Source organism: Sphingomonas sp. BL-S-25 (assembly GCF_055521555.1).
The window spans coordinates 1,570,400-1,583,141 of record NZ_CM145486.1 but is presented as its reverse complement, the minus strand read 5'-3'; the positions used below and the strand labels follow the sequence as shown (position 1 = coordinate 1,583,141).

At 67.3% G+C, this 12,742-nt stretch carries 7 protein-coding genes; 3 read left to right on the top strand and 4 right to left on the bottom strand.

The window, feature by feature from the left end:
- Positions 1-67 precede the first annotated feature (67 nt).
- A complete protein-coding gene (locus ACZ1H8_RS07650) occupies positions 68-3,079 on the bottom strand; it encodes a TonB-dependent receptor plug domain-containing protein (protein WP_465180734.1) in 3,012 nt (1,003 codons plus the stop codon).
- 128 nt (positions 3,080-3,207) lie between these two features.
- Positions 3,208-6,285: a glycosyl hydrolase family 28-related protein gene (locus ACZ1H8_RS07645; protein ID WP_465180733.1), complete on the bottom strand. Its 3,078-nt coding sequence runs from the start codon at positions 6,283-6,285 to the stop codon at positions 3,208-3,210.
- A gap of 138 nt (positions 6,286-6,423) precedes the next feature.
- Here ACZ1H8_RS07645 and ACZ1H8_RS07640 point away from each other — a divergent pair, with 138 nt between their 5' ends.
- Positions 6,424-6,969, top strand: coding sequence for a gluconokinase (locus tag ACZ1H8_RS07640; RefSeq protein ID WP_465180732.1), 546 nt, complete (start codon positions 6,424-6,426; stop codon positions 6,967-6,969).
- Between the two features lie 7 nt (positions 6,970-6,976).
- Here the strand turns inward: ACZ1H8_RS07640 and ACZ1H8_RS07635 are convergent, their stop codons facing one another.
- Together ACZ1H8_RS07635 and ACZ1H8_RS07630 are read right to left on the bottom strand one after the other, a co-directional pair.
- On the bottom strand, positions 6,977-7,654 hold the full coding sequence (locus ACZ1H8_RS07635) for a FadR/GntR family transcriptional regulator (RefSeq protein ID WP_465180731.1): 678 nt from the start codon (positions 7,652-7,654) through the stop codon (positions 6,977-6,979).
- 40 nt (positions 7,655-7,694) lie between these two features.
- Positions 7,695-9,035 carry a GntP family permease gene (locus ACZ1H8_RS07630; RefSeq protein ID WP_465180730.1) on the bottom strand — a complete coding sequence of 447 codons (1,341 nt, stop codon included), beginning with the start codon at positions 9,033-9,035 and terminating at the stop codon, positions 7,695-7,697.
- 318 nt (positions 9,036-9,353) lie between these two features.
- Here ACZ1H8_RS07630 and ACZ1H8_RS07625 point away from each other — a divergent pair, with 318 nt between their 5' ends.
- Positions 9,354-9,584, top strand: a complete 231-nt coding sequence (locus ACZ1H8_RS07625) for a helix-turn-helix domain-containing protein (protein ID WP_110152103.1) — start codon at positions 9,354-9,356, stop codon at positions 9,582-9,584.
- Between the two features lie 61 nt (positions 9,585-9,645).
- The gene (locus ACZ1H8_RS07620; protein ID WP_110152072.1) at positions 9,646-12,657 is read left to right on the top strand and encodes a glycosyl hydrolase family 28-related protein; all 3,012 of its coding nucleotides are present in this window, start codon (positions 9,646-9,648) and stop codon (positions 12,655-12,657) included.
- Positions 12,658-12,742: the final 85 nt, after the last annotated feature.

The following is a 12,742-nucleotide window of genomic DNA, read 5'->3' as shown; positions in this document are numbered from 1 at the left end:
CGGCTCCGCGGGAGCCGGGTCGGGGAACGGCCATGCCGCCAACCCAAGGGGGAGTTGAAGTCGGGGATCAGAACTTCATGCGGACGCCCACGCGATAGGTGCGGCCCAGCGTGTCGTAGAGCGCCGGGTTGACGTCCAGACCGGTGTTGGTCTGCGGTGCCGCTGCCGGGTCATGGTCGAACACATTGTCGACCTTGAAGAACGACGTCACGTTGCGGGTCAGGTTCACGCTGCCGCCCACGTCGAAATAGAAGGCGCCCTTCATCGTGTTATAGTCGATGGTCGGATGGTTGCCGGTCGATGCCGGGCATCCGGTCTGGCAGACGACATATTGATTGCCGAACGTCCCGTCGCTGAACCAGCGCTGCTGCAGCGTCAGCGTGAAGGTATCGTTGGAATAGGTCTGCATCGCCAGCCACTTCCAGTCGGGCGTCGCGCCGTTATTGGCGCCCGCCTGGTCGACCGTGTCGACCCCGGCGATGCCGGCATTGACCAGGAATTCGCGGACATGGGTGCCCAGCGCGCGAACGGTGAAGCTGCCGGGCAGGCCGAGCGGCCGGACCCATTGATAGCTCGCCTCGATGTCGAACCCGCTGGTCTTCCACGATGCCAGGTTGAACGGCTGGACGTTGATGAAATTGCCGCCCTGCTGCGGGCTGTTCAGCTCGAACCCGCCGCAGAAAGCCTGGTTACCATCGAAGCAGAACTGGACGATCTGCTGCGCCGACAGGGTCGAGACCACGCCGTCCAGCTGGATATTGTAATAGTCGAACGACAGGCTCAGGCCCGGCAGCCACGACGGACGCGACAGCACGATGCCGAGTTCGGTGTTACGCGCCGATTCGGGCTTCAGGTTCGGGTTGCCGACCGTGTTCTGGAATGCCTGGACCGCGACGTTGCGGAACGGGTCGTTGAAGTTGGGCAAAGTCGTCACCGTCGGCGCGGCATAGAGTTCCGACAGGTTCGGCGCGCGGACGTCGCGCGAGGTCACTGCGCGCAGCCGGATGCCGTCCAGCGGCGTGTCCCAGGTGCCGCCGACCTTCCACGTCCAGACCGTGCCCGAAGTGCTGTAATGGGTAACGCGGGCTGCGCCGTTCAGGTTCGCGCGGCCGATCCCGTCCCCCTTGAACAGCGGGACGTCGAGCTCGAGATAGCCTTCGTACACGTCATAGGCGCCGCTGCCGTTCTTGTAGTTGCCGGCCGCCCAGTTGCTGCCCTGTGCCGAGTTCAGCAGCGGGTCGGCGGGATAGTCGGGGCCGTTCGGGCTGATCGCGCTGACGCCGGCGCCATAGGGGTCGGCGTTCACCCGGTAATATTCATGGCGATACTCGCCACCGAACGCCACCGACAGCGGACCGGCCCACAGGTTGACCGGCTCGCCCGAGAAATTGACGCTGGCCACGTCCTGGGTCAGCTTGGTGTGCTGGAACGGGCCATTCTCCGGCGTGACATAGGCGAGCGCTGCGGCCGAGGGCGGGGTCCCGCCGAAGATGTTGATCGGCTGGCACCCTGCCGCCCGCGCTGCGGCATCGGCGCACACGATCGCGCCATTCAGCGTGATCGCATTGGTCGCCGCCACATAGCGGTTCTGCAGCACGATATCCTCGACATTGATGTCGGAGATGGTGATGCCGTGCTGGTAATAGGCGTCGTAGCGCCAGGCCGACCCGCCGACGTCGAACTTGCCCTTCAACCCGCCGACGAAGCGATACTGGCGACGGTCGGTATAGACATGCGGGTCGGGGAAGTTGGCGTTGCTCGATCCGAAGCCGAACGAGGTGATGTTGGCGGTGACGCAGCGGTCGCGCACCAGCTGCGGCAGATAGGGGTTGCTGCACTGGACCGTCAGGCTGGCGCGGTTATAGCCTGGGCTCGGCTGGTTGTTGGTCGTCACCTGCGCGACGTTGACGGTGAAATAGACCTCATTGTCCTGCGCGAAGTCGAAGCCGATCCGGCCGAAACCGTTGATCCGTTCCAGCGCCGACTTGAGCGATGCGCCGCTGCCCGGTGCGCCCGACAGGTCGCCGCCGACGCAGAAGCTGTTGCCCGGGAAGCAGCCGGTCACTCCGCCTGCGCCGTTCGGTACGCCACCCGACCCATAGTTGAAGTTGAACGGCTGGCCGTTCTGGTCGAACGCGATTCCCTGCAGCGGTCCGTTGTTGATCAGGCCGTAGCGGGCATACTGATAGGGCTGCGCATAGTCGCGATACTGGAATTGCGGCCGGCCATTGTTGGTCTGGCCGGTGTTGACCAGGGTCGTCGCCCGGTACCAGTCGCGGCTGCCGGCCAGGTCGGTGCCGAAATCGCCGGCGCCCACGCCGCCCTGATGGTCGAACTCGCCGCTCAGGATCACATGCAGGCGGTCGTCGAGCAGCGCCGTGCCCCAGGCTGCCTGGAACTGCGCCTGCTTGTCGTCACCATAGGTGGTGATGCCCAGCTGGCCGTTCGCCTTGAACCCGACAAAGCGCGTGTCGGTGATGAAGTTCACCACGCCGCCGACCGCGTCCGAGCCATAGGAGGCTGATGCGCCGCCATTCACCACGTCGACGCGGGTGACCAGCAGCTGCGGGAACATGCTGATGTCGGGAACGCCGGTGACGTTCGCACCGACGACGCGCTGGCCGTCCAGCAACGTCAGCGTGCGCAGCGCGCCCAGGCCGCGCAGCGAGAAGGAACTGAGGCCCTGCTGGCCGCTCGAGGTGCTGAACGTGCCGGTCGCGGCGCCCGTCGAGCCCTGGAGCGAGGGAAGGATCGTGATCGCATTGAAGATGTTCGGCGCGGCGACCTGCTGCAGGTCCTCGCTGCTGACCGTGGTGGTCGGGGTCGGGGCGTTGAACCCGCTCGACACGATGCGCGATCCGGTGACTACGATGTCGCTCGACACCTGCTGGTCGGGTGCTGCGGTCTCGCTCTGGTCGACGGTGACCGGTGCATCCTGGACCGGCGCGGGCGGTGGAGCCGACGGTGCGGTCTGGGCGGCAGCCGGCGAGAATGCGAGCACCGCGGCGAGCGCGGCAATACTGGTAGCGCTAACATGCAGCGACGCCCGCAGGCGGCGATCAGCGGAAAAAACGGTCATTTTCCATCCCCTCTCATCATTTCGAATGCCGCCGTCGATCGGCGGTCTGTCATGGCCGAGATCATTTAGCCGATCCGTCGGTCCTCAACATCTACGACCATCGTCGCAGATGCCGGGGCCGGATCGTGTCAGGGGCGCGCCGAATAGAGTGCGTGATGAGTAAGGATGAACAATGTGCGCCCATCGGCACCGCCGAAGACGAGCTGCAGCGGACGGTCGGGCACGTCGAGTCGCCCGACCTCGCTGCCGTCGGGCGCGTAAACGAAGATCTGGCCGTTCGCGACATAGACGCGGCCGTCGGGACCCACCGCGACGCTCTCGCCCCCGCGCGGCGCGAAGGGCTTGAGATCGGTCACCGCGCCGCCAGCCCCCAGCAGGCCGCTATAGGTCCGGTTCTCCGAGCCGTTGGCGATGTAGATCCGCTCGCCGACCTTGCCCGTCATCCAGCCATAGGTGTCGAGCGTATCGGAGAAGCGCCAGCCCAGGTGATTGGCCGGGCCCTGCTGCCATACGCGGAAGGCGGGCAGGACCAGGCTGCCGTCGGGCGAGACATAGCTGCGCGTCTTGGGCACTGCCATGTCGCGCGCGAACATCTCCGCCAGCGTGGTGAAACGGCCGGTGGCGGGATCATATTGATCGCGGAATTCGCCATTGTTCCAGAAGCTGGCCGGAATGGCGACGCGCGCGCCGCGGCGTTCGGCCACACGCGCCGGCGCGATCAGCGTGACGTCGGCGGGCTTGTCCGGCCGGATCGAATAGACCGTGGCCTCGGGCCCGTCGGACGACAGCACCAGCAGGTTGCCCGATCCGTCCACCGCCAGGTTCACCGGGTCCAGCGGCGCGTCGGCGACGATCGACAGGCCGCCGCGCTCGCTCCAGCCATGGATGCGGTGGAACTGGCGGTCGATGAAATAGAGGTTTCCTGACGCGTCAGTGGCGCCGCCGCCGATCGAGTAGAAGCCCTGGGCAAGCAATTGCACCGGCGCCAGCGGCGCGGCCACGGGCGGGGCGGGCGCATCGGTCACGTCGAGCACCGCGAATTCGCGCTCGCGCACGTCCAGCCCGCGCGTCACGTCGCGAATCGCATTGGCGTACGGAAATTTGCTAGCGCGCAGATAGGTGCCGCAGCCATTGGCATCGCAGGTCGCGAAGCCGCTCTCGGCATTCACATGGACGTTGCGGAAACGGATGTCGCGCGAGCCGTAGAGCGTGACCGCGGCGGGCGCGGGCTGGAGCGAGCGGGTGACGCGGTAGCCGTGGAAATTGGCGAACAGGATGTTGCTCGAGTTGCGCACCTCCAGCGCCACCGCATTGCGGCTCTCGCCGGCTTCCTCCTCGGTCTGCGGCGCCAGGAACTCCCAGTTGCGGACCCGGTCGAGCACGATCTCGGCGCGCAGATGATGCTCGGCCGACATCTGGTAGACGAAGCCCGGCGTGCTGGTGTCGGAGACATAGAGGCCCGCCTGGGCGAAGGTGTTCGGCGTCCACAGGCCGTTGAAGGTGCCGCCGCCGCCATCGGTCACCCACAAGCTGGCATATTGCCCGTCCCAGCGCTTGCGCGGGTCGCTGTCGGCGGTGTGGTTCGCATTATATGGATCGACCCGACTGCCATCTGCGGCATTGGTACCGTGGCCGCCCTGGAACTTGACGTCGTCCACCAGCGATCGCTCACCGGCGCGCCACAGCAGGGCGGTCGCCCGCGGATTGATGCCGCCGCTGTACAGCCCCAGCCCGGTGACGATCGCGTCGCCGCCCCGCGCGCTCTCGATCAGCGCCTTGGCCGGGCCGACGCCGCGAAAGGCTGGCGTGTCGTCCGCCAGCAGGATCTGGGTACGGCTGGGATGCAGGCCGATCAGCACCGTGTCGGGCTTCAGCTTCAGCGTGTCGCTGACCCGGTAGAAGCCGGCCGGGAAGTAAAGCACGCGGTGCGTGTCGATCGCCCGCTGGATCGCGGCGGTATCGTCGGTCGTGTCGTCGCCCTTGGCACCGAGATCGCGGACATTGGTCCAGGTCGCCACCGCGGGGAAGGACCGGATCGCCGCGGCGCGCCGCTTCGGGAGTGCCGAGAGCGGCGCTGCATCCATGCGGGTGGCGAAGCTGCCGGTCTGGCCCAGCCCGGCCAGCGTCAGGCCATAGGTGAACTCGCGCACCCGGTAGCGCGGGGCAGGGCCGGAGACGGTGCGGCCGCTCTCGCGAAAGCGCGCGAACACCGGCGTGCCGGTCGCCACCGCATTGTCGAAGCCGACCTGGGTGTAGCTGTTGCCCTCGTTGCTGATGATGACGCCGGCCTGGGATACATTCTCGAACCGTACATCCTTGCCCCACAGCCAGTCGCCATAGCCGCGGTCGATCTCGATCCCGACCGGCACGTTGCGAAAGACGGTGTTGACCAAAGTCAGGCCCGCCTCATGCTCGCGGATCGCCGCATCGCGCTGGCCGATAAATTCCGAATCGAGCAGCGTATAGGGCCAGGCCGGCGACGGCTTCTCGGTCAGGATGCCATAGCGGCCGCCGAAAAAGCGCAGGTCCATGCCGAGATTGCCGACCTGATAGATGCCCGCCAGCGCCGAGCCGAGCCGGAAGTCGATATGGCTGAGATAGGCGTGCTGCGCGGTGTGGAATCTGACCGCGGTCGCGGCAGGATTGCCCTCGCCGATCTCGAAATCGACATTGGCCATTGCCGAATAGAAGGTGCCCGAATTGGCGTCGGCAATGTCCGCGCGAAACGGCACACTGGTCGGCGGCGGCACCGGGACGGGGCCGCGCATCGCCGTGCCGCCCGGGCCGGGGGCCGCAGCGCCGGGCTGGTTGCCGGTAAAGAAGATCATGCTGCCCACGCCGCGCTGGAAACCGGGAGTCGAGGGAGCGAGGTGGAACACGGGCCGCGAACGGCCGGTGCCGAACAGCCGCACGCCCGGCCACATGAACAGGGTTCGCGTGATCCGGTATCGGCCCGAGGGCAGGAAGACGATCCCGCCGCCGGGCTTCGCCGCGGCCGAATCGATGGCGCGCTGGAGCGCGTCGCTGTCGTCGGCGACCCCGTCCCCGACAGCCTTGGCGGTGACGGCCGCAGGATCGTCGGGCGCACGCTCGAAGGCGGAGACCGATCGGCGCTCGGCGGGGCTAGTCTGCGCCTCGGCTTGCGCAGCCGGCAAGGTGATTGCCAGAATCCATGCGGCGATGAGCAATCCCGTCCTGCCGATCATGCTGTCCCTCCGGATCCTGCCTCTGCGGAGTCTCGCCGATACGCGGACCGGCGGGGCACGGCGACCGAGACAAAGGTCGCAATGGCCAAAGCCGTCCGCTGCGAACATTCAGCACATCTGACGAGGCCAGGGGAAGACGTGCAAGCACAGCTCAACAAGCTCGGGTTGCCCGCATGCGGGATCGTCGCGATGGGTGTCAGCGGCTGCGGCAAGTCGACGCTGGCCGATCATCTCGCCGGGCGGCTTGGCGTGCCCGCGCTGGAGGGCGATTCGTTTCACGCGAGCGAGAGCATTGCCAAGATGCGCGCGGGCCAGGCGCTGGACGACGAGGATCGCTGGCCATGGCTCGACCGGCTGGGCGCGGCGATCGGCGCTGCGGTGCGCGAGCGCGGGATCGGTGTCGCCGCCTGCTCGGCGCTAAAGCGCAGCTATCGCCGCCGGCTCGAACGCGCTGCCGGCGCGCCGCTGCTGTTCGTGTTGCTCGATGGCGACCGCGGCGACGTCGCCGCGCGGCTGGAGGCGCGATCGGGCCACTTCATGGCGCCAGGACTGCTCGACAGCCAGTTCGCGACGCTGGAGCGGCCCGGTCCGGACGAACGTGCGCTCGTGCTCGAATGCTATCGGCCGGTCGAGGCGCTGGGCAACGAAGTGCTGTCCTGGGCGCAGGCGCAGCTGGTCGGCTGATCGCCGCTCAGGGCATCAGCCGCTTGCGCCCCTGCGACAGGTGCCAGCGCATCGCCAGCGCCGCGCCGTCGCCGTCCTGAGCCCGGATCGCGTCGACGATCGCATCATGCTCGTCCATCATCGACCCGATCACTTCGGGCGGCCGGGACCGCGAGATGTCGACCCCCGCGCGCAGGATGCCCATCACGTCATGCTGCAGATGGTCGAAGGTCGAGATGAACGCGCTGTTGCCCGTCGCCTCGGCGATCGCACGATGCAGCAGCCAGTCCTCATCATGCGCCGGCGCGCTGGACAGGAGCGCCGACCGCAGGCCCTCCAGCGCGGCATCGATCGCGTCCATCTGCTCGTGCGATCGGCGCTGCGCCGCCAGCCGCGCGGCCTCGGCCTCGAGCACGAATCGCACCTCATAGGTGCCTAGCGTCGCCGCCAGCCCGTCCATCGGCACATGCGATCCCAGCCGTGCCGAGGGGCGGCGCTTCACATAGGACCCTGCGCCGCGCCGCGCCTCGGTGATCCCGTCGGCGGCCAGCCGGACCAGCGCCTCGCGGATGATCGCGCGCGACATGCCGAACAACTCGCCCAGCCGCGCTTCGGACGGCAGGCGGTCGCCCGGTTCCAGATCGTCCTCGTTGATGATCCCGACGATCGCCGTATAGGCGCGATCGGCGAGCCTGCCCTCCTGCATCGCGCCCCTCTTTCCCCCGCTGCGCGTCCGGAGCCGCGTCTCAGACAATGTAGCTGAGCCCCACGACCAAGGCGAGTCCGGCGACCGAGATCACCGTCTCCAGCACCGACCAGGTGCGGAACGTGTCCGCGGTGCTGGTGCCCATATAGCCCTTCACCAGCCAGAAGCCGGGGTCGTTCACATGGCTGAAGAACACCGATCCGGCGCCGATCGCGAGCACCACCAGCTCGGGCGATGCGCCCGATGCGGCGACGACGCCGGGCATGATGCCGACCGCGGTGATCGTCGCGACCGTCGCCGATCCCGCCGCCAGGCGGATGCCGACCGCAACCAGCCAGCCAAGCAGCAGCGGCGAGATCGAGTACATCATCACCAGCCGCGCCAGCAGGTCGGACAGGCCGGCGCTGACCAGCACCTGCTTCAGCGCGCCGCCTGCCCCGATCGCGAGCAGGATCGCGCCGGCCGCTCCCATCGTCTCGAACCAGATCGCATCCTGGATCGTCGCCTCGCTCAGCCGCCGGCCGAACAGCAGAGGCAGCGCGAGCAGGTTCGTGATCAGCAGAGCGAGCACAGGATTACTTGCAGCTGCAAGTAATCCTACCCCGTTCAGGCCCGGAATTAGCTTCGCCATCTCGCCCGACGCGATCAGCACGATCGGCAGCAGGACGATGAACAGCGAGACGGCGCGCGGCGGCGGCGCCAGATCGACGACGGTCTCGCTCATCACCGGCTCGGTCAGCTTGATCCCCGGCGTGACGAACTTCGCGAGCACGGGGCCGGCCAGGATCGCGATCGGAATGGCGATCAGGATGCCATAGAGCATCGTCAGCCCCAGGCTGGCGTTCAGCGCCTCGACCGCCAGCAGCGGGCCGGGATGCGGCGGCACCAGCGCATGGACGACGCCCAGGCCCGCAAGCGCGGGCATGATCAGGCGCAGCTTGGTCGCGTCGCGGTCGCCGTCATCTGGCATCGCCTTGGCCGCGGCGACGACGATCGGCAGCAGCAGCACCAGCCCGGTTTCGAAGAACAGCGGCAGGCCGATGACGATCGCGATTCCCAGCGTCGCCCAGGGCGCCGCCTTCGGCCCGGTCAGCCGCAGCGCGCCGGTGGCGAGCGAGGCGGCCGCGCCCGACAGATGCAGCATCGCACCGAGCGACAGGCCCAGCGCCACGACCAGCCCGGTGCCGCCGACGATATCGCCCACGCCCTTCTGAACTGCCTTGGCCGTCTCGGCGAGCGGCAGTCCGGCGAGCAGACCGACCGCGAAGGCGCCGCACAGCAGCCCGATGAACGGGTGGAGCCTGCCGCGGACGATCATGACGATGGCAAGGATGATGCCGGCCAGGGCGGCAAGGATCAGTCTGATGTCGCCGCCGGTCATATCGTCCTCCGGGCAGCGCCGCGACGCGTCAATGCTGACATCGTTGTCCTCGCCTGAAAACCTAGACTTTTATTGGAAAGCACTGAAATCGGTGAGATCTGTAGGACAGGTTTTTACATTGCGGCAACAAAAAATGCTTGTCAGGGCGGGCGGATGCTGAACATATAAAAACCTGTCCGACCGATTCCGAAGGCGGAGCACGGACACCGGATGGCGCCGCAGCGTCGATCCGACGACATGCAGCCATGCGCCTCGGGGAGAGGATCGATGAAGGTGACTGTCCAGCAAGCAAGCCGCAAGGCGGCCGTCTCGACCGAGATGCCGCAGGCGATCGAGATCGGCGGCCGGCCGGTGCGACTGACGCCCACCCAGATGAAGGTGATGCGCGGCGTCCATTCGGGTCAGCTCAACAAGCAGATCGCCTATGAACTCGGCATCGCCGAGGCGACGGTGAAGGCGCACATGACCGCGCTGATGCGCAAGCTCAACGTGCGTAACCGCACCCAGGTCGCGATCGCGGCCGAGGCGATGGCACACCCGCTGTCCTGAATTCCCGGCGCGGTCCGCCGCGTCACCCGTCATTGCCGGATCCTCCCGGGGGAGAGAGAAGATGAAGCCGTTCTGGGTGTTCGTCCTGACGCTGCTGCTGTGCCCGTTGCCCGCGGCCGCAGCCTCGACCTCGGTCTATCTCACCCGGCCGGAGGATCCGCGCGCGATCGTCGTGAAGGGCGCGGGCGACGGCCGGACCGACGACAGCGCCGCGCTGCAGCAGGCGATCGACGCGGCCGCGACGACGAGCGGCGGGAAGGGCGGCGTCGTCTTCCTCCCCGCGGGACGCTACCGGATCAGCCGCACGATCTTCGTCCGCTCGGCAGTGCGCATCTTCGGCTTCGGCGCGACGCGGCCGGTGATCGTGCTGGGCGATGCGACGCCCGGCTATGACAAGGGCATCGCCGCGATGCTGTCCTTCACTGGGGAGGACCAGTATCGCGTCGGCAAGGTGGCGGTGCCGCCGCCCACCAGCGTGCCGGCAAATCCCGACATTTTCGACGCGACGTCGAGCACCTTCTATTCGGCGCTGTCGAACGTCGATTTCGAGATCGGCAACGGCAATGAAGGCGCCGTCGCGGTGCGGTTCCGCGTCGCGCAGCACGGCTTCCTGCGCCATGTCGACTTCCATCTCGGCTCGGGCCTGGCCGGCATCTACCAGGCGGGCAACGAGTGCGAGAATCTGCGCTTCTATGGCGGGCGCTACGGCATCCTGACCGAGAAGACCTCGCCTGCGTGGCAGTTCACCCTGATCGATTCCGAATTCATCGGACAGCGCGACGCGGCGATCCGCGAGCATGAGGCGCGCCTCACGCTGATCAATATCGCGATCCGCGACGTGCCGGTCGGGATCGAGATCGATCGCGGCTATTCGGATTCGCTGTGGGGCAAGGATGTCCGGTTCGAGAATGTCTCGAAGGCGGGCGTGGTGATCTCGAACGAGGGCAGCGTCTTCACCCAGATCGGCTTCGCCAATGCGCTGGCCAGCAACACCCCGATTTTCGCGCGCTTCCGCGACAGTGGCCGCACCGTCCCTGGGCAGGGCCGCCACTACCGCGTCATCGATTTCTCCTATGGCCTGAAGCTGCCGGGGCTGGGCACTCCGGGGACCTTCGCGACCGATGTGGCGATGGCGCCGCTGACCCGCATGCCGCCGCGGCGCAAGCCGGCCATCGCCGCGCTGCCGCCGGTGCGCGACTGGGTCAATGTCCGCGACCTGGGCGTGAAGGGCGACGACGAGACCGACGATACGAAGGCACTGCAGCGCGCGATCGACACCCACCGCGTCCTCTATCTGCCGATGGGCCGCTACCGCGTGACCGACACGCTGACGCTGCGCCCCGACACGGTGCTGATCGCGCTGCACCCGAGCCTCACCCATGTCTATCTGCCCGACAATGCCCCCGCCTATGCCGGCGTCGGCAGCGCCAAGGCGATGATCCGCAGCTCGAAGGGCGGAAACGCGATCGTCTCGGGCCTCGGCCTGTGGACCGGCGGGGTCAATCCGCGAGCGACCGCCCTGCTGTGGCGCGCGGGCGAGGCGTCGATGGTCAATGATGTGAAGATCCAGGGCGGCGGCGGCACCGTGCTGACCAAGGGCAGCCCGATCGGCTATGGCGACCCGCGCGCGCGCTTCGACGGCCAGCATCCCAGCATCTGGGTCACCGATGGCGGCGGCGGCACCTTCGCCGCGATCTGGTCGCCCAACACGCTCGCCTCGGCCGGCTTCTACGTGTCGAACACCAAGACGCCCGGCCAGGTCTATGAACTGTCGGCCGAGCATCATTACCGGGTCGAGATCGTCCTGGAGAATGTCGAGAACTGGGAGTTCCACGCGCCCCAGACCGAGCAGGAGGTGCGCGACGGCGTCAACGCGGTCTCGACCGAAATCCGCAACTCGCGCAACATCCTGTTCGCCAATTATCATGGCTACCGCGTCACCCGGACGATCAAGCCGATGGACGCGGCGGTGAAGCTCTACAATTCGAGCGATATCCGCTTTCGCAACGTCCATGTGAATGGCGAGAGCGGCTTTGCCAGCTGCGACGACAAGGGCTGCGGCACCTATCTGCGCGCCAGCAAATATCCGTTCGAGAATGCGATCAAGGACATGACCGGCGGGCAGGAAGTGCGCGAGCGCGAGTTCGCCCGGCTCGAGATCGGAGCAGTGCCCGCCACTCGCACCGCTGTCCCGACGACGGCAGGGGTCGAGAAACTGGCCGACGGCTTCTATTCGATCGCCGGCGCGGCGGTGGATGCGCGCGGCAAGCTCTATTTCGTCGACCGCTTCTTCCACCGCATCCATGGCTGGTCGGAAAAGGAAGGCCTGTCGATCCTGGCCGACGCGCCACTCGATCCCGTCAGCCTGGCGGTAGACAAGTCGGGCCGGCTGATGGTGCTGTCCTCGGCCGGTCATGACGCGACCGTCTACAGCATCGATCCGTCGGCGCCCGCCGAGGTCACCGTGATCGAGCCGACGCCTACCCGGCGCCGCTCCGGCGCGCTCACCGCGCTGCCTGGCAATATGTGGGCCAATGGCGAGTTCGCCGACCGGATCGATCCCGCAACCTATGAATATCCGCCGATCGCCGACTTCTTCACTCGCGCCATGGGCACGGCCAAGCCGCGTGAATATGTCTCGCCCGACGGATCGCTGGTGCTGCCTGCCTTCCGCGTCTGGAACCAGGGGCCGGACGATCACCAGGGCTGGCGCTGGTCGGATACGCTCGACGCCTATGGCCTGGTCACCGCCCGCCCCGGCGAGCGCGTCGTGCTGACCAACGGGTCGGAGAACCGGACCTATAGCGGCATGGTCGGCGCTGGCGGCGCGGTCACCGACCTGAAGGTCGTCGCGGACCGTGGTGGCGAGAGCGTCGCGCGGCATCCCGACGGCAGTCTCTACGTCGCGAACGGCCAGATCTTCGTCTACGACCCCTCAGGCGCGCTGGTCCGCCGCATCGATGTGCCCGAGCGGCCGCTCCAGCTGATCTTCGGCGGCAGCGACGGCAGGACGCTGTTCATCCTGACCCATCACAGCCTCTATCGCTATCCGACCGGACCCGCGGTGAATTAATCCTACTCAATCCTGCCACGAGACGACTCCCTCTGCGCCATTTCCGACGCAATCCTCTCCCGAGTGCGGTTGCAGCGCGATTAAT

What these genes read in the sequence shown, in the direction of transcription:
- ACZ1H8_RS07630 (WP_465180730.1), bottom strand. Translation starts at nt 9,035, where the DNA reads ATGACCGGCGGCGACATCAGACTGATCCTTGCCGCCCTGGCCGGCATC.
- ACZ1H8_RS07635 (WP_465180731.1), bottom strand. Translation starts at nt 7,654, where the DNA reads ATGCAGGAGGGCAGGCTCGCCGATCGCGCCTATACGGCGATCGTCGGG.
- ACZ1H8_RS07620 (WP_110152072.1), top strand. Translation starts at nt 9,646, where the DNA reads ATGAAGCCGTTCTGGGTGTTCGTCCTGACGCTGCTGCTGTGCCCGTTG.
- ACZ1H8_RS07625 (WP_110152103.1), top strand. Translation starts at nt 9,354, where the DNA reads ATGCCGCAGGCGATCGAGATCGGCGGCCGGCCGGTGCGACTGACGCCC.
- ACZ1H8_RS07650 (WP_465180734.1), bottom strand. Translation starts at nt 3,079, where the DNA reads ATGACCGTTTTTTCCGCTGATCGCCGCCTGCGGGCGTCGCTGCATGTT.
- ACZ1H8_RS07645 (WP_465180733.1), bottom strand. Translation starts at nt 6,285, where the DNA reads ATGATCGGCAGGACGGGATTGCTCATCGCCGCATGGATTCTGGCAATC.